Origin of the sequence: Streptomyces sp. NPDC058701, from assembly GCF_042715295.1 — a bacterium.
Taxonomy (GTDB): domain Bacteria; phylum Actinomycetota; class Actinomycetes; order Streptomycetales; family Streptomycetaceae; genus Streptomyces.
Genome location: NZ_JBHXSY010000004.1, coordinates 226,308 through 249,994 on the forward strand (window position 1 = coordinate 226,308; position 23,687 = coordinate 249,994).

At 71.8% G+C, this 23,687-nt stretch carries 24 protein-coding genes and 1 tRNA gene; 14 read left to right on the forward strand and 11 right to left on the reverse strand.

Annotated features, from left to right (window positions below):
* The first annotated feature begins 6 nt into the window (after positions 1–6).
* A complete protein-coding gene (locus tag ACFWW8_RS05935; RefSeq protein ID WP_386524183.1) occupies positions 7–495 on the forward strand; it encodes a peptidase inhibitor family I36 protein in 489 nt (162 codons plus the stop codon).
* Here the strand turns inward: ACFWW8_RS05935 and ACFWW8_RS05940 are convergent.
* On the reverse strand, positions 476–1,285 hold the full coding sequence (locus tag ACFWW8_RS05940; RefSeq protein WP_386524185.1) for a potassium channel family protein: 810 nt from the start codon (positions 1,283–1,285) through the stop codon (positions 476–478). The genes ACFWW8_RS05935 and ACFWW8_RS05940 overlap by 20 nt on opposite strands.
* A gap of 129 nt (positions 1,286–1,414) precedes the next feature.
* Positions 1,415–4,147 (reverse strand): pyruvate dehydrogenase (acetyl-transferring), homodimeric type, encoded by a 2,733-nt coding sequence (gene aceE, locus ACFWW8_RS05945; protein ID WP_386524187.1) that lies wholly within the window; start codon positions 4,145–4,147, stop codon positions 1,415–1,417.
* 459 nt (positions 4,148–4,606) lie between these two features.
* Here aceE and ACFWW8_RS05950 point away from each other — a divergent pair, with 459 nt between their 5' ends.
* From ACFWW8_RS05950 to ACFWW8_RS05975, 6 genes are all read left to right on the forward strand, one after another.
* Complete coding sequence (locus ACFWW8_RS05950; protein WP_383915372.1) at positions 4,607–5,035, forward strand: DUF3052 domain-containing protein; 429 nt, start codon at positions 4,607–4,609, stop codon at positions 5,033–5,035.
* Positions 5,036–5,193: 158 nt separating this feature from the next.
* Positions 5,194–5,652, forward strand: a complete 459-nt coding sequence (locus tag ACFWW8_RS05955; RefSeq protein ID WP_386524381.1) for a peroxiredoxin — start codon at positions 5,194–5,196, stop codon at positions 5,650–5,652.
* A gap of 127 nt (positions 5,653–5,779) precedes the next feature.
* Positions 5,780–6,355, forward strand: a complete 576-nt coding sequence (locus ACFWW8_RS05960; protein WP_267718442.1) for a TerD family protein — start codon at positions 5,780–5,782, stop codon at positions 6,353–6,355.
* Between the two features lie 174 nt (positions 6,356–6,529).
* Positions 6,530–7,105, forward strand: a complete 576-nt coding sequence (locus ACFWW8_RS05965; RefSeq protein WP_386524190.1) for a TerD family protein — start codon at positions 6,530–6,532, stop codon at positions 7,103–7,105.
* Positions 7,106–7,130: 25 nt separating this feature from the next.
* Positions 7,131–8,255: a DUF475 domain-containing protein gene (locus tag ACFWW8_RS05970; RefSeq protein ID WP_386524193.1), complete on the forward strand. Its 1,125-nt coding sequence runs from the start codon at positions 7,131–7,133 to the stop codon at positions 8,253–8,255.
* Positions 8,256–8,400: 145 nt separating this feature from the next.
* On the forward strand, positions 8,401–9,141 hold the full coding sequence (locus ACFWW8_RS05975) for a Tellurium resistance (protein ID WP_383915374.1): 741 nt from the start codon (positions 8,401–8,403) through the stop codon (positions 9,139–9,141).
* Positions 9,142–9,253: 112 nt separating this feature from the next.
* Here ACFWW8_RS05975 and ACFWW8_RS05980 read toward each other — a convergent pair whose 3' ends face one another.
* Positions 9,254–10,012, reverse strand: a complete 759-nt coding sequence (locus ACFWW8_RS05980) for a TerD family protein (protein ID WP_386524196.1) — start codon at positions 10,010–10,012, stop codon at positions 9,254–9,256.
* A gap of 195 nt (positions 10,013–10,207) precedes the next feature.
* Here ACFWW8_RS05980 and ACFWW8_RS05985 point away from each other — a divergent pair, with 195 nt between their 5' ends.
* The 4 genes from ACFWW8_RS05985 to ACFWW8_RS06000 are packed head-to-tail and all read left to right on the forward strand — an operon-like array spanning position 10,208 to position 15,460.
* Positions 10,208–11,404 carry an HpcH/HpaI aldolase/citrate lyase family protein gene (locus tag ACFWW8_RS05985; RefSeq protein WP_386524199.1) on the forward strand — a complete coding sequence of 399 codons (1,197 nt, stop codon included), beginning with the start codon at positions 10,208–10,210 and terminating at the stop codon, positions 11,402–11,404.
* 8 nt (positions 11,405–11,412) lie between these two features.
* Complete coding sequence (locus tag ACFWW8_RS05990) at positions 11,413–13,977, forward strand: phosphoribosyltransferase (RefSeq protein WP_386524202.1); 2,565 nt, start codon at positions 11,413–11,415, stop codon at positions 13,975–13,977.
* The gene (locus tag ACFWW8_RS05995; protein ID WP_386524204.1) at positions 13,974–14,804 is read left to right on the forward strand and encodes an HAD family hydrolase; all 831 of its coding nucleotides are present in this window, start codon (positions 13,974–13,976) and stop codon (positions 14,802–14,804) included. Before ACFWW8_RS05990 ends, ACFWW8_RS05995 begins: the two co-directional genes overlap by 4 nt.
* Positions 14,801–15,460: an O-methyltransferase gene (locus tag ACFWW8_RS06000; protein WP_386524207.1), complete on the forward strand. Its 660-nt coding sequence runs from the start codon at positions 14,801–14,803 to the stop codon at positions 15,458–15,460. Before ACFWW8_RS05995 ends, ACFWW8_RS06000 begins: the two co-directional genes overlap by 4 nt.
* A 108-nt stretch (positions 15,461–15,568) precedes the next feature.
* Here ACFWW8_RS06000 and ACFWW8_RS06005 read toward each other — a convergent pair whose 3' ends face one another.
* The 3 genes from ACFWW8_RS06005 to ACFWW8_RS06015 form a co-directional block, all read right to left on the reverse strand.
* Positions 15,569–15,787: a zinc ribbon domain-containing protein gene (locus ACFWW8_RS06005; protein ID WP_386524210.1), complete on the reverse strand. Its 219-nt coding sequence runs from the start codon at positions 15,785–15,787 to the stop codon at positions 15,569–15,571.
* Between the two features lie 9 nt (positions 15,788–15,796).
* On the reverse strand, positions 15,797–16,402 hold the full coding sequence (locus ACFWW8_RS06010) for a DUF4383 domain-containing protein (protein ID WP_386524213.1): 606 nt from the start codon (positions 16,400–16,402) through the stop codon (positions 15,797–15,799).
* Between the two features lie 227 nt (positions 16,403–16,629).
* The gene (locus ACFWW8_RS06015; RefSeq protein WP_386524216.1) at positions 16,630–17,958 is read right to left on the reverse strand and encodes a hypothetical protein; all 1,329 of its coding nucleotides are present in this window, start codon (positions 17,956–17,958) and stop codon (positions 16,630–16,632) included.
* 21 nt (positions 17,959–17,979) lie between these two features.
* On the opposite strand from ACFWW8_RS06015, the gene ACFWW8_RS06020 reads away from it, so the two are divergent.
* A tRNA-Val gene (locus tag ACFWW8_RS06020) sits at positions 17,980–18,054 on the forward strand.
* Positions 18,055–18,595: 541 nt separating this feature from the next.
* On the opposite strand, the gene ACFWW8_RS06025 is transcribed toward ACFWW8_RS06020, so the two are convergent.
* Both ACFWW8_RS06025 and ACFWW8_RS06030 read right to left on the reverse strand, forming a co-directional pair.
* The gene (locus tag ACFWW8_RS06025) at positions 18,596–18,892 is read right to left on the reverse strand and encodes a hypothetical protein (RefSeq protein WP_386524219.1); all 297 of its coding nucleotides are present in this window, start codon (positions 18,890–18,892) and stop codon (positions 18,596–18,598) included.
* Between the two features lie 125 nt (positions 18,893–19,017).
* Complete coding sequence (locus ACFWW8_RS06030) at positions 19,018–19,092, reverse strand: 50S ribosomal protein bL37 (RefSeq protein WP_100661309.1); 75 nt, start codon at positions 19,090–19,092, stop codon at positions 19,018–19,020.
* Between the two features lie 147 nt (positions 19,093–19,239).
* Between ACFWW8_RS06030 and ACFWW8_RS06035 the strand changes: the two genes are divergently transcribed.
* A complete protein-coding gene (locus tag ACFWW8_RS06035; protein WP_386524221.1) occupies positions 19,240–19,890 on the forward strand; it encodes a hypothetical protein in 651 nt (216 codons plus the stop codon).
* A gap of 15 nt (positions 19,891–19,905) precedes the next feature.
* Positions 19,906–20,130: a DUF2277 domain-containing protein gene (locus tag ACFWW8_RS06040; RefSeq protein ID WP_386524223.1), complete on the forward strand. Its 225-nt coding sequence runs from the start codon at positions 19,906–19,908 to the stop codon at positions 20,128–20,130.
* Between the two features lie 134 nt (positions 20,131–20,264).
* On the opposite strand, the gene ACFWW8_RS06045 is transcribed toward ACFWW8_RS06040, so the two are convergent.
* The 3 genes from ACFWW8_RS06045 to ACFWW8_RS06055 all read right to left on the reverse strand — a co-directional run bounded on the left by ACFWW8_RS06045 (position 20,265) and on the right by ACFWW8_RS06055 (position 23,614).
* Positions 20,265–20,828 carry a hypothetical protein gene (locus tag ACFWW8_RS06045; protein ID WP_386524226.1) on the reverse strand — a complete coding sequence of 188 codons (564 nt, stop codon included), beginning with the start codon at positions 20,826–20,828 and terminating at the stop codon, positions 20,265–20,267.
* 186 nt (positions 20,829–21,014) lie between these two features.
* Entirely contained in the window at positions 21,015–21,653 is a 639-nt protein-coding gene (locus ACFWW8_RS06050) for a DedA family protein (RefSeq protein ID WP_386524229.1), read from the reverse strand.
* Between the two features lie 287 nt (positions 21,654–21,940).
* The gene (locus ACFWW8_RS06055) at positions 21,941–23,614 is read right to left on the reverse strand and encodes an alkaline phosphatase D family protein (RefSeq protein ID WP_386524232.1); all 1,674 of its coding nucleotides are present in this window, start codon (positions 23,612–23,614) and stop codon (positions 21,941–21,943) included.
* Positions 23,615–23,687 lie beyond the last annotated feature (73 nt).

Consider the following 23,687-nt stretch of genomic DNA (forward strand, 5'->3'; position numbering starts at 1 on the left):
CCCGTCATGCGTACGTGTAACAGCCCGCGCGGCACCACCGTCCTGGCCGCCGCCGTCCTCGCCTTCACCGCGTTCGTCCCGAGCGTCGCGCCCACCGCCCAGGCCGCCACCACCCACCCGGCCGCCGCCCAGGCCGCCACCAGCCACGTGGCCGCCGCCGCCCCGGCCCGCACCGTGCCGGGGCGTCCCGCCGCCGGGCCGGCGCCCGCCGCGCTCGGCACCTGCGCCGCCGGCCAGCTGTGCCTGTGGGCGAAACCGGAGTTCAAGGGCGTCCGGCACGTCCACGAGCTCAGCACCCTCGACATCAACAGCTGCACGGCCCTGCCCGCCGGCAAGAGCGCCCAGGCCCTCGCCAACCGGACGGGCCGACCGGTGACCACGTACCAGTCGGCCGAGTGCGCGGAGACCGGCGAGTTCCAGACCTATCCGGGCGACGGGGTCTGGCTGCCCCAATCGCCCTACCAGGTGAGGGCCTTCAAGGTGTGGGAGCACTAGACCGCACGGCCGCGGCGGCGCCCGGTGCCGCGGCCGGGACCCGGGCCGCGGCACCCGGGTCCGGAGCCGGCCCGCCCAGCCGGGCGACCTCCGCGCGCAGCGCCCGTACCTCCGCGGCCAGTTCCGCGATCGCGGCGGTCTGCTCCCGCTCCGCCCGGTCGTCGCGCTCGAAGCGGGAGATGAACCAGGCCGCGATGTTGGCGGTGACCACCCCCAGCAGCGCGATCCCCGACAGCATCAGCCCCACCGCCAGCAGCCGGCCCAGACCGGTCGTGGGGGAGTGGTCGCCGTACCCGACCGTCGTCATGGTGGTGACCGACCACCACAGGGCGTCACCCAGGTTCCTGATGTTGCCGCCGGGAGCGTCCCGCTCCACGCTCAGCACCGCCAGCGACCCGAACATCAGCAGTCCGACCACCGCCCCCGCCACGTACGTGGTCAGCCGGATCTGCGGAGCCATCCGGGCCCGCCGCCCCACCAGCAGCAGCGTGGACACCAGCCGCAGCAGCCGCAACGGCTGGATCATCGGCAGCAGGACCGCCGCCAGGTCCATCCAGTGCGTCCGGACGAAGGCCTTGCGGGCGGGCGACAGGCTCAGCCGGACGAGGTAGTCGCAGGCGAAGGCCGACCACACCACCCACTCGGTGACCAGGCACGCCCGGTGCACGACCGGCGACGCGTCCGGTGCCACGATCGGCACGGCGTACGCGACGGCGAAGCCCACGGCGAGGACGAGCAGCGGAGTCTGGCTCCGCTGCTCCCACAGCACCTGGCGGGAGAGTTGCTTCATGTGGAGCATCGTAAGGACCCCATAAAGCCGAGACGGCCCCCGGGGGAGTCCCCGGGGGCCGTCCTCAGCAGTTCCGCGTCGACCGCGACCGCGATCGCGACCGTCGCCGTCGCCGTCGCACCGCAGCCGTCAGGCGTCGCCGCCCGCCGCGCCCGGCTCGGCGGCCGCCACGTCCAGGAGCTGGTAGCGGTCGACCGCCTGCTTCAGCACCGAGCGGTCGATCTTCCCGTCCCGGGCGAGCTCGGTCAGCGTCGCCAGGACCACCGACTGGGCGTCGATGTGGAAGAAGCGCCGGGCCGCACCGCGCGTGTCCGCGAAGCCGAAGCCGTCCGCGCCCAGCGAGGTGTACGTACCGGGCACCCACCGCGAGATCTGGTCCGGGACCGCCCGCATCCAGTCCGAGACCGCCACGAACGGCCCCTCGGCACCGGACAGCTTGCGCGTCACGTACGGCACGCGCTGCTCCTCCTCCGGGTGGAGCAGGTTGTGCTCCTCGACCTCGACGGCCTCGCGCCGCAGCTCGTTCCAGGAAGTGGCCGACCAGACGTCCGCCCGGACGCCCCAGTCCTCCGCCAGCAGCCGCTGCGCCTCCAGTGCCCACGGCACCGCCACGCCCGAGGCCATGAGTTGTGCCCCGATGGTGCCCGAGGTGCCCTCGGACACCCGGTGGATGCCCTTGAGGATGCCCTCGGCGTCGACCCCCTCCGGCTCGGCCGGGTGCTGGATCGGCTCGTTGTAGACGGTCAGGTAGTAGAAGACGTCCTCGGCCTCGGGGCCGTACATCCGCCGCAGACCGTCCTTGACGATGTGCGCGATCTCGTAGCCGTAGGCCGGGTCGTAGGCCACGCAGCCCGGGTTGGTCGACGCCAGCAGCTGGGAGTGACCGTCGGCGTGCTGGAGGCCCTCACCCGTGAGGGTGGTCCGGCCGGCGGTCGCACCGAGGACGAAACCGCGCGCGAGCTGGTCGGCCATCTGCCAGAACTGGTCACCGGTGCGCTGGAAACCGAACATCGAGTAGAAGACGTAGACCGGGATCAGCGGCTCGCCGTGCGTCGCGTACGCCGAGCCCGCGGCGATCAGCGAGGCCGTGCAGCCCGCTTCCGAGATGCCGTCGTGCAGCATCTGGCCGGTCGGCGACTCCTTGTACGCGAGCAGCAGGTCGCGGTCGACCGCCTCGTACTGCTGGCCCAGCGGGTTGTAGATCTTGGCACTCGGGAAGAAGGCGTCCATGCCGAAGGTGCGGTACTCGTCGGGCGCGATCAGCACGAAGCGCTTGCCGATCTCCTTGTCCCGCATCAGGTCCTTCAGGATGCGGACGAACGCCATCGTCGTGGCGATCGACTGCTGGCCCGAGCCCTTCTTCGCGGCGGCGTACGTCTTCTCGTCCGGCAGCTGCAGCGGCTTCGCGCGCACCACGCGGGTCGGCACGTAGCCGCCCAGCGCGCTGCGCCGGTCGTGCATGTACTGGATCTCCGGGGAGTTGCGGCCCGGGTGGTAGTACGGCGGGGCGCCGGCGTCCAGCTGCGCGTCCGTGATCGGGATGTGCAGGCGGTCGCGGAAGCGCTTGAGGTCGTCGACCGTCAGCTTCTTCATCTGGTGCGTCGCGTTGCGGCCCTCGAAGTTCGGTCCGAGCGTCCAGCCCTTGACGGTCTGCGCCAGGATGACCGTCGGCTGGCCCTTGTGCGCCTTGGCCGCCGCGTACGCCGCGTAGACCTTCTTGTGGTCGTGTCCGCCGCGGCCCAGGTGCTGGATCTGGTAGTCGGACATGTTCTCGACCATCGCGCGCAGCCGCTGGTCGCCGCCGAAGAAGTGCTCGCGGATGTACGCGCCCGACTCGGTGGCGTACGTCTGGAACTGCCCGTCGGGCGTGGTGTTCATCTTGTTGACCAGGATGCCGTCGCGGTCCTGGGCCAGCAGCGGGTCCCAGGAACGGTCCCAGATCAGCTTGATGACGTTCCAGCCGGCGCCGCGGAACTGCGACTCCAGCTCCTGCATGATCTTGCCGTTGCCGCGCACCGGGCCGTCGAGGCGCTGCAGGTTGCAGTTGACGACGAAGGTCAGGTTGTCGAGGTTCTCGCGGGCCGCGATCGACAGCTGGCCGAGCGACTCCGGCTCGTCCATCTCGCCGTCGCCCAGGTACGCCCAGACGTGGGACTTGGAGGTGTCCGCGATGCCGCGCGCCTGCATGTACCGGTTCATCCGCGCCTGGTAGATCGCGCCGAGCGGGCCGAGGCCCATCGAGACGGTCGGGAACTCCCAGAAGTCCGGCATCAGCCGCGGGTGCGGGTAGCTGGAAAGGCCGTACGGGGCCTTCGACTTCTCCTGGCGGAACGCGTCGAGCTGCTGCTCGGAGAGCCGGTCCAGGAGGTAGGCGCGGGCGTAGATGCCCGGGGAGGCATGGCCCTGGAAGAAGATCTGGTCGCCGCCGTCACCCTCGTCCTTGCCCCGGAAGAAGTGGTTGAAGCCCACGTCGTAGAGGGAGGCGGAGGAGGCGAAGGTGGCGATGTGGCCGCCGACGCCGATCCCGGGACGCTGGGCGCGCGAGACCATGACGGCCGCGTTCCACCGGGTGGCGTTGAGGACCTTGCGCTCGATCTCCTCGTCGCCGGGGAAGAACGGCTCGTCCTTGGTGGCGATCGTGTTGACGTAGTCCGTGGAGCGCATCTCGGGCACGGCCACGCGCTTCTCGCGGGCCCGCTCGATCAGCCGCAGCATCAGGTAGCGGGCGCGCTCGCGGCCCCGCTCGTCGACGGCGGCGTCGAGGGAGTCGAGCCACTCCTGGGTTTCTTCCGGATCGAAGTCCGGGACCTGGCTCGGAAGGCCGCCAATGATGATCGGGTTGCGATCGGATGCGGAAGCCACGCTGTTCCTTCACTGTCGGGGTGGTCGTGCCGGAGTCCTGCTGGAGTCGTACCTGGGGGCGCCGCCTCCCATGGTCTTACGCTCGGCCGGGATCGTCATCTTTACCCCCGGGTAATCCCCGGAGTCGGCGGGGTTTCCAGGGCGGGAGACCGGTGATGATCCGGTCGAAACGCCACCTTACGCCCATGCCGGACGATGATTTCGCAAGGCCGTTCGTCCCTCAAACAGGTAGGAAAGTCCTCAAGCAATGCCGAATGAGCTGGAATGGTGTGGGATGAATCACCAGAGGTGTGCGCGGGCAGGCTGAAAGATGCGGCGAGACGGCCGCAATCGTCACCGTTTCGACGGTCTCGGCGGCCGGGTACTTGCGCGATCCGCCCCGCCCGTGTGGACTACGCCCAATGCTGCGCGTACGCGCGCCGCCGAAGACATTCACCGAACATGAGCAGGAGGCACCCCGTGAGCGCGACCGCGGACCACGCGGACAGCCCGGTCACCCGACTTGGCTTCCAGTCCGACCAGGTGGTCCAGGAGATCGGCTACGACGACGATGTCGATCAGGATTTCCGTGAGTCCATCCAGGACCAGATCGGCAGCGACCTCGTCGACGAGGACTACGACGACGAGGTCGACGCCGTGGTCCTCTGGTTCCGGGAAGAGGACGGCGACCTGACCGACGCACTCGTCGACGCCATCGAGCTGGTCGACGAGAGTGCCGTCGTCCTGCTGCTGACTCCGAAGACCGGCCGTGCCGGCTTCGTGGAGGCCAGCGACATCAGCGAGGCAGTCGAGACCGCCGGCCTCTCCCAGGCCAAGCCCGTCAGCGTGGGCAAGGACTGGACCGCCACCAAGCTGGTGACGCCCAAGGCCGCAGCCAAGAAGCGCTGAGCCGCGCCCCGCAGTCGAAGCGGACACGCACGCCCCGCCGATCCGGGTGACCCCGGCCGGCGGGGCGTGCGCGTTCGCGGCCGGCGGGCCCCCAGGGCCTAGGCTGGCACCACCCGAACGGCCCAACGCGGCGAAGCAGGAACGAAGGGATGCGAGAGATGGCGATCGAGGTCGGCGACAAGGCCCCGGACTTCGAGCTCAAGGACAACCACGGCGCCACCGTGCGGCTCTCGGACTTCCGGGGGGAGAAGGCCGTCGTGCTGCTCTTCTACCCGTTCGCCTTCACCGGCGTCTGCACCGGCGAGCTGTGCGAGCTGCGCGATCAGCTGCCGCGCTTCCAGAACGACGACGTGCAGCTCCTCGCGGTCTCCAACGACTCCGTGCCGACCCTGCGGGTCTTCGGCGAGCAGGAGGCCCTGGAGTACCCGCTGCTGTCGGACTTCTGGCCGCACGGCGAGACCTCCCGCGCGTACGGAGTCTTCGACGAGGAGAAGGGCTGCGCGGTCCGCGGCACCTTCATCATCGACAAGGACGGCGTGGTGCGGTGGACTGTCGTCAACGGGCTGCCCGACGCGCGTGACCTGAACGAGTACGTCAGGGCGCTCGACAGCCTCTGAGAGGCTCCGGGCAGCATCAGCACCAAAACCGCGTACAGGCGGGAACCCGTCACTAGGATCGAAACGTTGATCCGGTAGCAAACGCACGACGGGGGCACCGCCCCACACAGAACCCAATGGAGGACCCGTGGGAGTCAGCCTCAGCAAGGGCGGCAACGTCTCGCTGACCAAGGCCGCGCCTAACCTGACGGCGGTCATCGTCGGTCTGGGCTGGGACGCTCGTACCACCACCGGCGGCGACTTCGACCTCGACGCCAGCGCGATCCTGACCAACGACCAGGGCAAGGTCGCCAACGACTCGAACTTCGTCTTCTTCAACAACCTGAAGAGCCCCGACGGTTCGGTCGAGCACACCGGTGACAACACCACCGGTGAGGGCGAGGGCGACGACGAGGCCATCAAGGTCAACCTCGCCGGCGTGCCGGCCGACGTCGCCAAGATCGTCTTCCCGGTCTCGATCTACGAGGCCGAGAGCCGCCAGCAGAGCTTCGGCCAGGTCCGCAACGCGTACATCCGCGTCGTGAACCAGTCCGACAACACCGAGCTCGCCCGCTACGACCTCTCCGAGGACGCGTCGACCGAGACCGCCATGGTCTTCGGCGAGCTCTACCGCAACGGCGCCGAGTGGAAGTTCCGCGCCATCGGCCAGGGCTACGCCTCGGGCCTGCGCGGCATCGCGCAGGACTTCGGCGTCAACGTCTGAGTCCAGAGATGTCACCCGTCCGGCGCCGTGCACTGTGTGTACGGCGCCGGACGGGCTTCGGCCGCCTGCGGCGGGGGCCGGTGCGCGGCACCGCCGACCGCGGCCCACGCGTAACGCCGCCACACCCGTAACGCCGCCACACCCGCCACATCGTTGTCCGGGGAGGACCACAACATGGGCGTCACACTCGCCAAGGGGGGCAACGTCTCCCTCTCCAAGGCCGCACCGAACCTGACCAGGGTTCTGATCGGCCTCGGATGGGACGCGCGCTCGACCACCGGAGCGGACTTCGACCTCGACGCCAGCGCGCTGCTCTGCAACAGCGGCCGGGTGCTCGGGGACGACTACTTCGTCTTCTACAACAACCTGACGAGCCCCGACGGCTCCGTCGAACACACGGGGGACAACCTCACCGGCGAGGGCGACGGTGACGACGAGTCGATCATCGTCGACCTGTCCAAGGTGCCGGCCCACGTCGACAAGATCGTCTTCCCGGTCTCCATCCACGACGCCGAGGCCCGGCGACAGAGCTTCGGCCAGATCAGCAACGCCTTCATCCGCGTGGTGAACCAGGCGGACGGCCAGGAGCTGGCCCGCTACGACCTTTCCGAGGATGCCTCCAGCGAGACCGCGATGATCTTCGGCGAGGTCTACCGCTACGGCGGCGAGTGGAAGTTCCGGGCCGTGGGGCAGGGGTACGCGTCGGGGCTCCGGGGCATCGCTCTAGACTTCGGGGTCAACGTTTCGTAAAGCCGTACAAGACGATGGGGTGCCAGTGGTTCTCAAAACCTTCGGCTGGTCGTTCGCAGTCACTGCGCTCGGTCTGGTCGCAGCGATTCTCTACGGGGGGTGGGAGGCTTTCGGGATCGTCGCGATCCTCTGCATCCTCGAGATCTCGCTGTCTTTCGACAACGCGGTGGTCAACGCCGGGATCCTGAAGAAGATGAATGCCTTCTGGCAGAAGATCTTCCTCACCATCGGCATCCTCATCGCCGTGTTCGGCATGCGGCTGGTCTTCCCCGTGGTGATCGTTGCGATCAGCGCCAAGATCGGGCCCATCGAGGCCGTCGATCTGGCCATGAACGACAAGGACATGTACCAGCAGCTCGTCACCGACGCGCACCCGTCCATCGCCGCCTTCGGCGGCATGTTCCTCCTGATGATCTTCCTCGACTTCATCTTCGAGGACCGTGACATCAAGTGGCTCGCGTGGCTGGAGCGCCCGCTCGCCAAGCTCGGCAAGGTCGACATGCTTTCGGCGTGCATCGCGCTGATCGTCCTGGCCGGGACCGCGATGACCTTCGGCGCCAACGCCCACCAGCACGGTGGCATGCACGTGGACAAGGCGCAGACCGTCCTGATCTCAGGCATCCTCGGCCTGATCACCTACATGGTGGTCGGCGGCCTCTCCGGCTACTTCGAGAACAAGCTGGAGGAAGAGGAGGAGGCCGTCAGCGAGGCGGAGGACGAGGCCAGGAAGACCGGCAAGCCCGTCTCGGCCGTCGCCATGGCCGGCAAGGCCGCGTTCTTCATGTTCCTCTACCTGGAGGTCCTCGACGCCTCGTTCTCCTTCGACGGGGTCATCGGCGCCTTCGCCATCACCAACGACATCGTGCTCATGGCCCTCGGCCTCGGCGTCGGTGCCATGTACGTCCGGTCGCTGACGGTCTACCTGGTCCGCCAGGGCACCCTCGACGACTACGTCTACCTGGAGCACGGAGCGCACTACGCCATCGGCGCGCTCGCCGTCATCCTGCTCGTCACCATCCAGTACGAGATCAACGAAATCATCACCGGCCTCATCGGCGTCGTGCTGATCGGCTGGTCCTTCTGGTCCTCGTTGCGCCGCAACAAGCGCTTGGCGAGCTTGGAGAAGGAGGGGGTCGCCGTAGAGGCATGACCCCGGCGTTAATGCGGAACGCTCCATGGCGGGGCGGCCCAGGGGGTCCCTCCCGGACGGAAGTCCAGGGGAGGGGCCACGGACCCGGCGGGCCGCCCCGCTTCTCGTAGGCATCCAGGGGACCAGGGGAACCAGGGGGTAGGGGATGGGCTTCTTCGACGGCATCTTGGGCAGTCGTGCCGTGCAGTTCCAGTCGGGCAGCGCCTCGTCGAACGCGATCGAGTTGACCAAGCGGCAGCCGACGGTGTCGCTCAGCAAACAGGGGGCGGTCCACGGCAACCTGCGCGTCAACCTGTCCTGGCGCATGCGCACCTCGGACATAGGCGGACGGTCAGGCCAGAGCGGGCAGCTGTTCCGCCACCCGTTCAAGCTCTTCAAGCCCGACATGGTGCAGGCGCACACCCAGGGCATGGTCAACGTCGACCTCGACATGGGCTGCCTGTACGAGCTGACCGACGGCACCCGGGGCGCCGTCCAGCCGCTCGGCAACCTGCTGGGAGACCTCAACGACCCGCCGTTCGTCAAGCTCAGCGGCGACGACCGGTTCGGTTCGGGGTCGGGGGAGACCCTCTACATCAACCTCGACCACGCCGACGACATCAAGCGGCTGCTGGTCTTCGTCTACATCTACGACCAGACCCCGGCCTTCGACCGGACGCACGCCATGGTGACCCTCTTCCCGGTCACCGGGCCGCGGATCGAGATCCCGCTGGACGAGCGGCAGCCGCAGGCCCGCTCCTGCGCCGTCGTCTCCCTGGAGAAGGTCAAGGGGGAGCTGGTCGTGCGCCGCGAGGTGAAGTTCGTGTACGGGTTCCAGGCCGAGCTGGACCGGCTGTACGGCTGGGGACTCCAGTGGGGGCGGGGCTACAAGAGCACCAAGGCCTGACGGGGCGGCGCCGGGCGCTCAGGGGCCCGGAGCGCGGCGGCCCTGTCCGCCGGGTCCCCGGGTGCCGGGGCCGGTCGCGCCGGGCCCCGGCCCGACCCGGGGGTCCGGCCGGTCAGCGCCGGATGAACTGGGGGCCCTGTACCGGCATCCGGAAGGACGGGTCCCCGCCCGGGCCCGGTACCGGCGCCGGGGACACCGGCTGGGGGTACCCGTACGCGGGCGGTACGGCCGGCGGGGCCTGGGTGGGCGGCGCCATCGCGGCCGTCTGCTCGGAGGTGGGACCGGCCGTCGGGCTCCCCGCGGGCTGGGGCGCACCCTCCGCGGCGTTCTCGTCGACCGAGATGCCGTGGTCGGTCGCCAGGCCCACCAGGCCGTCGGAGTAGCCCTCGCCCAGCGCGCGGAACTTCCACCCGTCGCCGCGGCGGTACAGCTCCCCGCAGATGACGGCCGTCTCGGCGCCGGTTTCGGGCCGTACGTCGAAGTACGCCAGTGGCTCGGAGGCGCCGGACGACGTGGCGTCGTAGAGCAGGATGCGCAGGTCGCGGACGCGCTCGAAGGGGACGTCCTCGGCGGAGGCGACCACCAGGACGCGGTCCACGGACGGGGTGACCGTCCGCAGGTCGGCCTGGACGGCATCGGTGACCGCGTCGCCGATCTGCTTCTTCCCCAGGCGCCAGACAGCTCCGGACGGGTGCCGCGGCTGGTTGTAGAAGACGAAGTCCTCGTCCGAACGCACCCGGCCGTCCGAGCCCACGAGCAGGGCGGACGCGTCCACGTCCGGCACGTCGGGGCCGCCCGTCCAGCGCAGCACCGCCCGGACCGCCGTGGCGGCCACCGGGATGTTGGAGCCCTTCTGCATCGCGTGCGTCATGCCCGTCATCCTGCCCTCCCGGGGGCGACAGGGACAATGCGGCCCCCCGTAGGACCTTGCCCTCGAACGGGAGACCTGGGCATGGTGCATGAGGGTTACCTGAACTTCATGTGCTTGAGGAACTCTTGACTCAGGTTCGTACGTACTATTACCGGCCACGCCAGTTGGGCCGCCGAGGCAGTACGGGGGAAGCGCATGCGTCACTTTGGGCACATATCGCCTACTGTCCGTAAGGACCTCTTCCACCAGGAGCCGGCTGAGTTCACCGGCGACTCACCGGCCCGCATCCTCGCCGCGGCCCTGGGCGCCACGCTCTACAGCCCCGCCACGCGCCCCCACCTCGCCGCGGACGTCCGCAAGCAGGCCGCCCGGGGAGTCGTCTCCATGGTGCTCTGCCTGGAGGATTCCATCAGCGACGGCGATGTGACCGGGGCCGAGGAGAACCTCGTCCGGCAGTTCGCCGAGCTCGACCGGACGCACGGCGCCGAGGACGCGGACGACCCGGACGCCCGGGAGCTCCCGCTGCTGTTCGTCCGCGTCCGCACCCCCGAGCAGATACCCGACCTCGCGCGCCGCCTCGGCGGGTCCGTGCGCCGACTGGCCGGATTCGTACTGCCCAAGTTCGACGAAAGCCGCGGAATCGCCTTCCTGGAGGCCGTCGCCCAGGCGGAGGCCGCCAGCGGGCTGCCCCGCCTGTACGCGATGCCCGTCCTGGAGACCCCGGAGCTGCTCCACCTCGAGACCCGCGTCGAGGCCCTCGCCGGCATCTCCCGGGCGGTCAACAAGCACCGCGAGCGGGTCCTGGCCCTGCGGCTCGGCGTGACCGACTTCTGCTCCGCGTACGGTCTGCGGCGCACCCCCGACATGACCGCCTACGACGTCCAGATCGTCGCGGGCGTCATCGCGGACGTCGTCAACGTCCTCAGCCGCGCCGACGGCACCGGATTCACCGTGACCGGTCCGGTCTGGGAGTACTTCCGCAGCCAGCAGCGCCTCTTCAAGCCCCAGCTGCGCCGCAGCCCCTTCCTGGAGGAGGGTGTGGAGGAGCTGCGCACCGCCCTGATCGAGCACGACCTGGACGGACTGCTGCGCGAGATCGAGCTCGACCGGGCCAACGGGCTGCTGGGAAAGACCTGCATCCACCCCGCCCACGTCACGCCCGTGCACGCGCTGTCGGTGGTCTCCCACGAGGAGTTCAGCGACGCCCAGGACATCTTGCGCCCCGAGCGCGGTGGTGGCGGAGTGATGCGTTCCGCTTATACGAACAAAATGAACGAGGTGAAGCCCCACCGGGCCTGGGCCGAGCGCACCATGCTGCGCGCCGAGGTCTTCGGGGTGGCGAAGGAGGAGGTCGGATTCGTCGACCTCCTCACGGCCGGGCTCCAGGTGTGAGCCCGTCCTTGACGACGAGGAAGGGCAAGACGATCGACGAGGTCGACGAGGTCTGGTCGGGCACCTGGGTCGCACAGCGGCTCGGCGTGAGCCTGGAAGGGGCTCCGGGCGCCGGGGAACCGCGGCTGGAGGAACTGCTGGGCCTGGCGCTGCGGCGCAACCCCAAACGGGCGCACCTGCTGGTCTCGCAGGTGCTCGGCAAGCACGTCCCGCAGTCACCGCGGACGGTGTACGCCGCCGGATACGAGCTCGGCGAGCGCGTCCGCGGGCTGCTCGGCGAGGACGCGGCCTCCGCCGTGGTCCTCGGCTACGCCGAAACCGCCACCGGCCTCGGCCACTGCGTCGCCGACGGCCTGGGCCCCGCCCCCTACCTGCACTCCACCCGCCGGCCCGTGCCCGGAGTGGAACCCGCAGGCGGGTTCGAGGAGGCCCACTCGCACGCCACCTCGCACCTGCTGCTCCCCGAGGACCCCGAGCTGCTCGCGGGCAGCGGGCCGCTGGTCCTGGTCGACGACGAGTTCTCGACCGGCAACACGGTCCTGAACACCATCCGCGACCTGCACGGCCGCCACCCCCGCCGGCACTACGTCGTCGTCGCCCTCGTCGACATGCGCTCCCCGGCCGACCGCGACCGGCTCACCGACTTCGCCGCCGAGCTCGGCGCCCGCGTGGACCTGGTCGCCCTGGCCTCCGGTACGGTGTCGCTGCCCGAGGGGGTCCTGGCCAGGGGCCAGGCCCTGGTCGAGGAGTACGAGGCGCACGACGCGCCGGGGGCGCACGCCGCCTCCGGCGCGCATGCTGCCACCGCCGCGCACGACGCGCCGGGGGAGGAAGACGCGGCTTCCGCCGCGGGCGCCGGCGGGGCCGCCGGGCCGGCCGGCGGGGAACCGGGCGCTCCGGCCTGGGAGCAGGTCCCGCTGGACTGGCCGGCCGGCGTCCCGGACGGCGGCCGGCACGGCTTCACCCCCGCGCACCGCGCCCGGCTGGAGGCCGCCCTCCCCGCCCTCGCCGGGCAGCTCGCCGCCGCGCTCGGCACGGAGCCCGGACGGGTCCTCGTCCTGGGCAACGAGGAGCTGATGTACGCGCCGCTGCGCCTCGCGAAGGCCCTGGAGGAGGCGGGCGCGGCCCGCGAGGTCCGCTTCTCGACGACCACCCGCTCGCCCGTGCTCGCCGTGGACGACCCCGGCTACGCCATCCGCACCCGCCTCGTCTTCCCCGCCCACGACGCCCCGGCCGACGGCCCCGGCGACCGGTACGCCTACAACGTGCGCAGCACGGCGGGCGCCGGCTTCGACGCCGTCGTCGCCGTCGTCGACTCCGCCGGGGACACCCCCGCCCTGCGGACGGGGCTCCTGGCGGCCCTCGCCCCGACCACCGGCCGGGTCCTGCTGGCCGTCCTGCCCTCGTACGTACCCGACCGGCAGGAGCCGATCATGTCCGAGCCCCTGCGCGGCCCCGCGTTCTCCTCCTACGCCCCCGAGGACGTCGGCTGGCTGCTCCAGGACTTCTCCGACGTCGAGCTGGAGGCGCCCACCGAGGAGCGCGAGGAGGCCATCCAGGCGGGCGGCGCCCACTACGCCGAGTCCCTGCCCGTCGAGTACCAGCCGTCGCAGCAGTACCAGCAGCTCTACCAGAGCGCCCTCGACGACTCCGCCGCCCGCATCGCCCGCGCCGTCGGCACGGTCACCGAGACCGTCCTCGCCGAGCGCTCCCCCTCCCCGGTCCTGGTCTCGCTGGCCCGCGCCGGCACCCCCGTCGGCGTGCTGATGCGCCGCTGGGCCCAGGTCCGGCACGGCCTGGACCTGCCGCACTACGCCGTCTCCATCGTCCGCGGCCGCGGCATCGACGCCAACGCCCTGCGCTGGCTCGCCGCCCACCACGACCCGGCCGACGTCGTCTTCGTCGACGGCTGGACGGGCAAGGGCGCCATCACCCGCGAGCTGCGCGAGGCCCTGGCGGAGTTCGAGGGCTTCAACCCCGAGATCGTCGTCCTCGCCGACCCCGGCTCCTGCGTGGAGACGTACGGCACCCGCGAGGACTTCCTGATCCCCTCCGCCTGTCTCAATTCCACCGTTTCCGGTCTCATCTCGCGTACGGTTCTCAGGTCCGACCTGGTGGGCCCCGCCGACTTCCACGGCGGGAAGTTCTACCGGGAGCTCGCCGGAGCGGACGTCTCCGTCGACTTCGTCGACACCGTCGCCGCCCGTTTCGACGAGGTGGCCGACGCCGTCGACGAGGAGGTCAAGGAACTCCTCGCCGCCGACCGGACCCCCACCTGGGAGGGCTGGGCGGCGGTCGAGCGGATCAGCGAGGAGTACGGCATCCACGACGTGAACCTGGTCAAGCCGGGCGTCGGCGAGACCACCCGGGTCCTGCTGCGCCGGGTGCCGTGGAAGATCCTCGCCCAGCGGGGCGCCGGACCCGACCTCGACCACGTACGGCTGCTCGCCGAGCAGCGCGGCGTACCGGTGGAGGAGGTCGACGGCCTGCCCTACACCTGCGTCGGACTCATCCACCCCCGTTTCACGCGCGGCGCCACGGGCGCCGACGGGAAGGCAGTGTCCTCGAAGTGACCCTCCTGATAGCCAGTGACCTCGACCGCACGCTCATCTACTCGGCGGCCGCCCTCGGTCTGACCATGCCCGACCCGGTGGCCCCGCGGCTGCTGTGCGTGGAGGTCCACGAGAGCAAGCCGCTGTCCTACATGACGGAGACGGCGGCGGGTCTGCTGACGGAGCTGACGGTCGACCCGTCGGTGGTGTTCGTACCGACGACCACCCGCACCCGCAAGCAGTACCAGCGCATCCGCTTCCCCGGCCGCCCCGCCCAGTACGCGATCTGCGCCAACGGCGGCCAGCTGCTGGTCGACGGCGTACCGGACCGCGACTGGCGGCGGCAGGTCGCGGCCCGGCTGGCCGCGGAGTGCGCCCCGCTGGACGAGATCCACGCACACCTCCAGGCCACGGCCGACCCGGCCTGGCTGCGCAAGACGCGGGTGGCCGAGGAACTGTTCGCGTACCTCGTCGTCGAGCGCGCTCTGCTCCCCGACGAGTGGCTGAAGTCCCTGGCGGAGTGGTCGGCCGCCCGGGGCTGGACCGTGTCGCTCCAGGGCCGCAAGATCTACGCCGTGCCGCGCCCGCTGACCAAGAGCGCCGCGATGCACGAGGTGGCCCGCCGTACGGGCGCCACCACCACGCTCGCCGCCGGGGACTCGCTCCTCGACGCCGACCTGCTGCTCGCGGCCGACCGGGGCTGGCGCCCGGGCCACGGGGAGCTGGCCGACGCGGGCTGGGAGGCGCCGTCCGTGACGGCCCTGGCCGAGGCGGGCGTCCTCGCGGGCGAGGCGATCGTCCGCGCGTTCTCCCGCGAGGCCGGCCGGCTCGGCAGACTGGGTGCATGACCAAGGGAAACAGCACCAAGATCACTGACGGGCTCTACCAGTACATGCTCGCGCACAACCCCCCGCTGGACGCCGTCCAGCGGGGGCTCGTGGCCACGACGTACGAGAAGTTCCCCGACGTCGCCGGAATGCAGTCGGCGGAGGAACAGGGACCGCTGCTCGCCTTCCTGGTCCGGCTGACGGGCGCCCGCCACATCGTCGAGATCGGCACCTTCACCGGTTTCTCGGCGCTGTCGATGGCCCAGGCGCTGCCCGCGGACGGCCGCATCATCGCCTGCGACGTGTCGGAGGAGTGGACGCGGTACGGGCAGGAGGCCTGGGAGGCGGCAGGCGTCGCCGACCGCATCGATCTGCGGATCGCCCCGGCGCTCGACACCCTGCGGGCCATGCCGGCGGACGAGCACATCGACCTGGCGTACGTGGACGCGGACAAGCAGAGTCAGATCGCGTACTGGGAGGAACTCGTGCCGCGGCTGCGTCCGGGCGGTCTGATCGTCACGGACAACACGCTGTACCACGGCACGGTCCTCGACGAGTCGGCCACGGGCGCGGCGGCCGGCGTCCGTGCCTACAACGACCACGTCGCGGCGGACCCCCGCATGGACTCCGTGCTGCTGGCGATCTCGGACGGCCTGACGCTGTCGCGCAAGCGGTAGCGGGCGGGAGCGGGCGCGCGTGGGCGGTGGCCGTCCCGGACCGGGACGGCCACCGCCCACGTGCGAGCGGGTGAGGCGGTACGCCGATCCGCGCGCGGCCCAGGGGGCTCAGCCGCAGCCGCCGCCCCCGCAGCAACCGCCACCGCCACCCGCGCTCATGGCCGGGGCGCCGGCGCTGCTGGAACCGCCCACGGCGACGGCCGAGAGCAGCTTGACGGTGTCGGAGTGCCCGGCGGGGCAGTCGGCGGGAGCGGACGACTCGGCCATGGGCCGGCTGACCTCGAAGGTGTCTTCGCAGGTCCGGCAGCGGAACTCGTAACGGGGCATGCGCACAGGCTAAGCCTCGGGACCCCGTTGGGGTATCCCCGGCCGGTGCGACACCGCGGTCGCGGCCCCGGCGGGCCCACGCCCCGTACGCGCCCGCCGCTCCCGGGCCGCCTCCTCGGGGTGGCGGGCCTGCCAGTACGGATTGTCGTGCGGCAGGGCGCTGCCCACCCGCCCGTACATTCCGAACCACATCAGCATCACGCCGACGACGAAGCTGAACAGCACGTTCGGCATCCTGAAGGCCAGGAAGTTCAGCCCGGTGTCGAGCAGCGCGAGATTCATGAAGCCGCTCGCGATGAACAGCAGCCCCAGCACGATGTTCAGCGTCGAGGCGAAGTTCCCGCCCACGAACATCCCGTACAACAGCAGCAGCCCCACGAGGATGGACAGGACGCTCAGGGCCCCGTTCGTGTTCAGGCTCAGGACCGTGTCCCCGCCCGTGTCGAAGAAGCCGATCCGGTCGATCAGCCCCAGGATCCCGAACACCACCAGCAGGAGACCGGTCAGCCCGGCGCCCACCCGGTACACCTTGCTCAGCTTGTGGTCGACCGGCAGGTGCTCGTCGAGCCGGGCACCGGCCGGCTTGCGGATGCGCGCCACGGCACGGGTAGCCATACCGCCCTCCTCTGCCTCGGGCCGCACGTCACTCCCAGCATCCGCCGCCGGGAAGCCGCGGACAAGTCCGGACGGTGCGCGGGGGCAGTCGGGAACGGCGGGGGGCGGGTGGGAACGGTGGGGGGACGGCCGGGAACGGCGGGCGGGAACGCTCGGGGCAGGGGGCGGGTGGCAACGGTCGGGGCGGGGGACGGCCCGGGGCCCTGAAGGCGAGCCGGCCGGCCGCACTACCCGTGCCCGAGGTCCTCCCGTATCTCGGAAACCACCCGGTTCACCGAGGCACGCACCGCCTCCATCTCCAGGAGGAACGCCCAGTAGTCCGGGTGCCGTTCCTCCAGCCCCGCCACCGCCCGCTCCACCCGCGCCACCGACTCGTCGAGCGGCCGCGCGTGCCGGGGGTCGGGCACGCTCCGGCCCGCCATCGCCAGTCGCTGCGCGTCCCGGATCGCGAACCGGGTCCGGTCCACCTCCGCCCGCGGATCGCGCGCCACCGCCTCCAGCCGCGTCAGCCGGTCCTGCGCCGCCGACACCGCCTCGTCCACCGCGTCGAGCGAGGACCGGACCGCCTCGATCGACGCCCCCACGTCCGTCCAGCGCTGCTCGTCTCGCGCCCGCCCGGCCTCCGCCAGCCGGTCCTCCGCCTGCGCCACGTCCCGTATCGCCTGGTCCGGCACCTGCTGGAGGTCCTGCCAGCACGCCGCGCTGAACCTCCGGCGCAACTCGCTGAGCACCGGGTCCACCCGGTCCGCCCGGTTGCGGAGCGCCTGGGCCCGCGTCCGCAGGCTCACCAGCCGCCGGTCGATCTCCGCGGCCCGCTCCGGCAGCCGGGCCGCCTCCGCGCGCACGCCCTCCGCGTCCCGGAGGATCCGGTCGGCGCGCTGCACCGTCGCCTGCACCCCGTGGAGCGCGGCGCCCTGGTTCAGCATCGTCAGCTCGGGCCCCAGCGCCGCGAGCCGCGCCGCCAGATCGTCCGCCCGCATCCCCTTGGCCCGTACGGCGTCCAGCGCGTCACTCGCCGCCAGCAGCGCCGCCTTGGCCCGTTCCCGGGCCGGGGCCACCCGCGCCAGCTGCGTCTCCGCCTTGTCCAGCAGCGGCCGCAGCCCCTGCTCGTACCGGTCCAGCTCCGCCTTGACCCGTACGAGCTCCTCACGCGCCCGGGTCAGGTCCCGGGTCGCCTGCGCGGCGACCGAGGCCTCCAGCTCGGGCCGGTCCAGGTCGTGCGCGTCGACCGCCTCGATGTACACGTGACTGACCTCGTCGATCCGCCGCCCGAGCGCCTCGAACCCCTCGCCGGCCTGCCGCGCGGCGGGCGAGCCGTCCGCGGCGGCGATCGTCTCCACCGAGATCCGCAGGTCCCGCTGCGCGGTGTCCAGCTCGTAGAAGGCCGCGGCGGCGGCATCCTTCGCCGCTTGCGCATCCGCCCGCCGACTCTCGTCCCGCCCACCGAACCAACGCCGGGATGCCGTCGTCACAATCCCTCTCCCGTACCGCGTCCGCCTTGCCCCGGTCCATTCTCCCCCACCGGAACGGGTTTGCGTGGGGGGTGTGCCCGGCATGTAGGCTGTCCACTCATTCACGGGTGCGTAGCTCAGGGGTAGAGCGCTGCTCTTACAAAGCAGATGTCGGCGGTTCGAAACCGTCCGCGCCCACCAGCACGAAGGCCCCCCGCCGATCATGGCGGGGGGCCTTTGACATCCCCAAGTGACATCAACGAGGGCGGTCGGCAACAGCTCCCGGACGCTGCGTGTCCTGCACGACGCGTGCGTACACGGTCATCGTGACGGCGAGTGCCCGAGGATCTCCATGCAGACCGGGAGCGGCACGCCGGCGGTGGTCGACAGCGTGTCTGTCCCGTGCCGCGCGTCGTGGAGCCCGTATGACCCGAAGACCGGCGTCCTTGGCGACCCGGGTGGAGGACCAGTAGACGTTCCGCAGTGCGATGGGCCGCCCAGTCCGGGTGGTGAACACGTACCCGATCTCCTCCCAGTTGTCCACGGTCTTGGCCCGCAGCTCCGCTCGCTTCCTCGCTGCCAGGGCAGGGGGAGCGTCTGCCGACGCCGTCGCCCCCCCCGGATCGTCCTCGTAGGCTTCGCCCCTGACCCGCTGGCGCTGTGTCCGGACGCGGATTTCTCGCCGGTCCACTTCCCCCACAGCGCCCCACAATCTCTCCGTGCTGGAAGCCGAGCGCGATCGTCAGCACGAAGGCGGCGCCAGGTCGTCGGGTGCCCTCAGGGGTGGGAGCGTCCTCGTCGGCTTCGGACGTACGGGCTTGGCCTTCGGCGCCGGTTCGGGCCGCGCGGCCGTGGGTTCGGGCAGGTTCGCGAGCTGTTGCCTGAGGAGGGCCAGTGCCTCCTGGCGGTGCTCCTCCACGAGTACGGTCACCTTGCCGCTGCGGCAGTCGGCCCAGGCGACGGCGGTTCCGCCCGGCAGGTTCACGTACAGCCGGTCGTGACCGGACTTCCGCCAACGAGAGACCTTCAGTCCGCCCACGCCGCCCCCTGACCTGTCGCCCCGAGACCATGGGAGCAGCAGGATCGCGCCGCCACAAGACGACCTCCGCGCAGCGCGAAGGCCCCCGTCGGGTGTGCGTGGGGGCCTTCGTGCCAGGGAGCGGGTCAGGCGTTGGGGCGCTTGCCGTGGTTGGCCTTCTTCTTCTTGCGGGCACGCCGCTTGTTGCCTCGCTTGGCCATGATGCGCATCTCCCTCACCTCGGGATCCTTCACGACTCCGCCAGTTTAGATTCCGCCCGTCACACCCGCATCAGCGCCGCCGGAAGCGCACCGGCACCATCCGGTACGGGCCTTGGCCGCGCTGCCCGGGCGTGGGATCGTCGGGAGATGGGCGAGTGGCTCGCGTGGGGCGGGGTGGCCGTGGCGGTGGTCGCGGCCGCGGTGGTGCTGGCGCTGCTGGAACGGGCCGCGGCGGCCTCCTTCGAGCGCAGACGGACCGAGGAGCGGGACCGGCTGCTCGCACAGCTCACCGCCTCCGCCGCCGATACGCCCGCCACCGGACCGGGCCACCCCACGTTCCGCGACGTCGGCGGCCTGCCACGCCCTTCGGCGCGACTGGGCGACCGGCGGGACGACTTCACGCCCCTCCTCGTCGAGTACTACGCGTACGGGCTGACCCAGGCTCGCAGCAGCTTCGCCACCAGCCAGAGCTTCGCCGCGGCCGGAGCGGCGGTCCTGCTGTTCGGGGTGGGGCTGGCGGTGTGGAAGGCCGAGAGCGGCGGCGAGTTCTACCTGGGGATCGTCACCAGCTCCGTGGGCCTGGTCACCTCGCTCGCCGGACAGCTCTTCCACCGCCGGGCCGACCTCGCGCTCAGGCACATGACCGAACAGACGACCGCGCTGCGCGACGACCGGCGGGCGGCCGAGTCGACGCAGCAGGCCATCGGCCTCCTCGCCGAGGTCGCCGACCCGGAGCTGCGCGCCCGGCTCCAGGCCGGCCTGATCCTGAAACTTTCCGGCGCCGAGCTGCCGCGGTAGCGGGATAGTGGAGGCATGTGCCGTTCCATTAAGACCCTGCGCCCGCCCGCCATCCCCGAGAAGGCCACCGAGGAGGAGATCCGCGCCGCAGCGCTCCAGTACGTACGCAAGGTGTCCGGGTTCCGCGCGCCGGCCACGCACAACCGCGAGGTGTTCGACGCGGCAGTGGACGCGGTCGCCGAGGCCACGCGGGAACTCCTCGACGGGGTGCACGTGCGGGGGCAGACTGCCGCCGTGTAGCCGTGTGACCGCCTGTGCGACCGTCTCTGCGCCCCCTGGGTGACCCCGCGTATCGTGCCGCCGCCCAGGCCGGGGTGGTCGCGCCGTGGCCCCGGAGCGGTTCCGCTTCCGGGGCGCGCGCGGGACGGCGGCCGTCAGGCCCCGGAGGCGCGACGGCGGATCACCCACACTCCGGCGCCGAGTGCGCCCACGGCCAGGGCGCTGCCCGCGGCGATCTGCGCCGTGCTCATCGAGCCGATGCTGCCGCCCTCGCCACCGCGCGCGGCGCCCGTGGTGACGTAGAGGTTGGCGGTGACGCGCTGGCCGCCGGCGCCGCCGCACTCGAAGGTGACCCGGTGGGTGCCCGCGCCTGCGTTGCGGTGGATCGTGGCACTGCCGAAGAGGTTCGTGGCCTCCAGGTTGCCGGGGGTCAGCTGCACCTCGCCGAAGGCGGTGGACGTGGCCCGGCCGGTCTTCGTACCGCAGCCTTCGACGTTGAGCCCGACCCGGGCACCCGGGACGACGGTGCTCGGGGAGACGGTGGCGGAGGGGGCGGCGTAAGCGAGGGCGGCAGGCGTCCCGGCGGCGACGGCGAGCGTCACGGCCGCGACGGCCAGCAGACGGCGCGGGGTGGAGGGGGCGGAGCATCCGGTGGACCCGGCGTACCCGGGGCGCGTGGCGGGCTCGGACTGCGGCGTGACGTGCGGCGTGGCGGGCATGGAGAGAACTCCTCGGCTCCTCGAAACGGCGCGGCCATGGCACGGATGTGACGCGGATTCGGTTGCGCACCGTGCTCTGCACGCTAGGAGCCGGGCCCCGGGACGGCGATCGGGGCCGGGTGAACGGGTGACCCTCTGCTCCACCCGGGGGAACCGGTTCACCCGGACGAGCAGCGTGGGGTTCCGCTACGCCGCAGGGGCCGCCGCGGTCCTCGCCGGATACGGGCGGCGGACCATGTACGCGGCCAGGGCGCCGCCCGCGAACAGGGCGACGACGGAGACCGCGGTACCGAGCCACTGGGTACCGAGCCACTGGGTGCCGAAGTAGCCGAGCGACACGCTGTAACCGGCCCAGGCCATGCCCGCCAGGACCGACCAGGGCAGGAACTCCATCACCTTGCGGTGCGTCTTGCCCGCGCCCAGCGACACCACCGAGCGGCCCGCCGGAGCGAAGCGGGCGATCACCACCAGGGCGCCGCCGCCCCGGGCCAGTGCCGTACCCAGGCGCTCGTGCGCCCGGGTCAGCCGCCGGGACCGGGCGATGGCCCGGTCCAGCCGGGCCCCACCACGCCGGGCCAGCCGGAACGCCGCCATGTCGCCCAGCACCGACGAGGTCGTGGCGATCACGAGCAGCGCCAGGATGTCGGGCACCTGGGCGGTCACCGGTACCGGACCCGCCGCACCGGCCGCGGCGGCGGCCGCCGCCGCGGTGATCACGAGCACCCCGCTCGGGAGGACGGGCAGGAAGACGTCGAGCACGACGGACACCGCCACCACGGCGTAGATCCATGGGCTCGCGGTCAGCGACCCCAGAGTCTCAAACAAGGCGGGACTCCCCAGTCCGGTTGACGTGCAGCGGCATGAAGCGCCGCGACGTCGCGGGGGAGCGGCAGGAGCGGCTTGACAGCCCTACAGGGTACGCCGGGCGTCCACCCCGCGGATGCCCGGGGCCGCCCCCGCGGTACCCGACTCCGCGGCTCCCGGGCGCGCGGCTCCGGGCCCGCACGGCTGCCAGCCGTGCGGGCGCTCCGCGCCGCACCGGCTCTCCGTACCCCACCCGCCGCGACACCGTCATGCGCCGTCAGCCGCGCCGTCCCCCCGACCCGCCATGACTACGCCGTCTCCGCCCCGGTCAGCTCCCGGTCCAGCACCGTCACCAGGTGGGCGCCCTTGCGGTTCCTGTGTGCCTGGTCCAGCCGCAGCCGCGCCGTCCGCCCGGACAGCGCCAGCGTCATCAGCTGATTGCCGAACCACGGACCGCCCGTACGCCGCCAGGCCACCGGAGGCCGGCCCGTCCTGCCGTGCCGGGAGAAACCGCGCCCCAGCCACCGCCCCAGCCGCGACCAGCCCAGCCGGAACCCCAGCTTCACCGCCGTGTGGATGGAGTTGTGCACCGGCGAGCACGTCAGCTGGAACAACCGCGCCGTGCTGGGTATCCGGGGCTCGGCCACATACGCGTGGTGCACGTCGCCCGACAGCACGCACACCGTCGCCGGCGACCGCGGCCCCGTCCCCACCTCCTCGATCAAATCCGTCAGCGCGGCGAACGAGGCCGGGAACGCCGCCCAGTGCTCCAGATCGCTGCGCCGCCGCAGGTTCTCCCCGATCCGCGCCCACCGCGGACCCCGCTCTCCCCGGCACAGCGCCGCGTTCCACGTCTCGGCGTCGTGGATCAGCGGCGGCATCAGCCACGGCAGCGAGGAGCCGATCAGCAGGTGGTCGTACGAGCCGTGCCCCGCGAGCGCGTTGTCCCGCAGCCACTGCTGTTCGGTCGGATCGAGCATCGACCGCGCGTCCTCCGCCAGGACCCGCGCGGCCCGGGTGTCGACCATGAGCAGGCGGGTCCGCCCGAAGTCCCGCCGGTAGCTCCAGCGGACCGTCGCCGGATCGTTGTCCGCCGAGGCGGCGAAGGCGCGCAGCGGCTCCGTACCGTCCGGGGTGGCGCGGATCTCGGCATACAGCCGGTCCTCCGCCAGCTCGGCCGGGGAGAGGTTGCCCAGGTGCTGGTGCACCCAGTACGACATCAGCCCGCTGAGCACCCGCTCCCGCCACCACGGGGTGGCCCGCATCTCCGCGACCCACGCCTCGCTCGTGTTCCAGTCGTCGATCACGTCGTGATCGTCGAATATGTGCAGACTCGGCACGGTCGACAGGAGCCAGCGGATCTCCGGGTCCAGCCAGGACTCGTAGTAGAGCCGGGTGTACTCCTCGTAGTCCGCGACCTGGGCGCCGGGAGCCTCCCGCAGGTTCCGCCGGGCCGCGATCCACGCCCGGGTCTCCCGCGACAGGGCATCGGCGTACACCTGGTCCCCCAGCAGCAGCAGGACGTCCGGGCGCAACGCCTCCGGGTCGGCGGCCAGCCGCGCGGCGAGGGTGTCGAGCGCGTCCGCGCCGTGCGGCCCGCGCAGCCCGGCGGCGGGCGGCGCGGCCTGTCTGCAGGAGCCGAACGTGACGCGCAGCCCGGGCCCCGGAGCGGACCGTCCGGAACCCGCCACCGCGGGGGTGCTGATCGTGCTCGGCGGGAAAGAGCTGTCCACCAGCGGCCACACCCGGGCCCCGTCGAGCAGCACCTCGTACTCCGTGGTGGCCCCGGGCGTCAGGCCGGTGACCGGCACCAGCGCGTAGTGGTGGCCCGCCACCTGGAAGGTGCGCGCACTGCCGCCCGCCCCGTCGGCGCACCGCACCTCGGCCGTGCACGGGCGGTCGGCCTCGACCCATATCGTGGCCGAACCGCCCGTGTCCCAGTCGACGTACCGCAGCAGTGGCCCCAGACGCAGTCCGGCCATGCGACTCCCCCTCCTCCGTGTCCCCGGTCCCCTGTGATCACGGTACGACGGGGAAGGGGAGCCACGCCTCCCC

Coding starts and splice junctions, on each gene's coding strand:
- ACFWW8_RS05940 (WP_386524185.1), bottom strand. CDS start 1,285: ATGAAGCAACTCTCCCGCCAGGTGCTGTGGGAGCAGCGGAGCCAGACT.
- ACFWW8_RS06015 (WP_386524216.1), bottom strand. CDS start 17,958: ATGCCGGGCACACCCCCCACGCAAACCCGTTCCGGTGGGGGAGAATGG.
- ACFWW8_RS06005 (WP_386524210.1), bottom strand. CDS start 15,787: ATGCCCCGTTACGAGTTCCGCTGCCGGACCTGCGAAGACACCTTCGAG.
- ACFWW8_RS06010 (WP_386524213.1), bottom strand. CDS start 16,402: ATGGCTACCCGTGCCGTGGCGCGCATCCGCAAGCCGGCCGGTGCCCGG.
- ACFWW8_RS06000 (WP_386524207.1), top strand. CDS start 14,801: ATGACCAAGGGAAACAGCACCAAGATCACTGACGGGCTCTACCAGTAC.
- ACFWW8_RS05955 (WP_386524381.1), top strand. CDS start 5,194: ATGGCGATCGAGGTCGGCGACAAGGCCCCGGACTTCGAGCTCAAGGAC.
- ACFWW8_RS06055 (WP_386524232.1), bottom strand. CDS start 23,614: ATGGCCGGACTGCGTCTGGGGCCACTGCTGCGGTACGTCGACTGGGAC.
- ACFWW8_RS05935 (WP_386524183.1), top strand. CDS start 7: ATGCGTACGTGTAACAGCCCGCGCGGCACCACCGTCCTGGCCGCCGCC.
- ACFWW8_RS05980 (WP_386524196.1), bottom strand. CDS start 10,012: ATGACGCACGCGATGCAGAAGGGCTCCAACATCCCGGTGGCCGCCACG.
- ACFWW8_RS06040 (WP_386524223.1), top strand. CDS start 19,906: ATGTGCCGTTCCATTAAGACCCTGCGCCCGCCCGCCATCCCCGAGAAG.
- ACFWW8_RS05965 (WP_386524190.1), top strand. CDS start 6,530: ATGGGCGTCACACTCGCCAAGGGGGGCAACGTCTCCCTCTCCAAGGCC.
- ACFWW8_RS05985 (WP_386524199.1), top strand. CDS start 10,208: ATGCGTCACTTTGGGCACATATCGCCTACTGTCCGTAAGGACCTCTTC.
- ACFWW8_RS06045 (WP_386524226.1), bottom strand. CDS start 20,828: ATGCCCGCCACGCCGCACGTCACGCCGCAGTCCGAGCCCGCCACGCGC.
- ACFWW8_RS06035 (WP_386524221.1), top strand. CDS start 19,240: ATGGGCGAGTGGCTCGCGTGGGGCGGGGTGGCCGTGGCGGTGGTCGCG.
- ACFWW8_RS05975 (WP_383915374.1), top strand. CDS start 8,401: ATGGGCTTCTTCGACGGCATCTTGGGCAGTCGTGCCGTGCAGTTCCAG.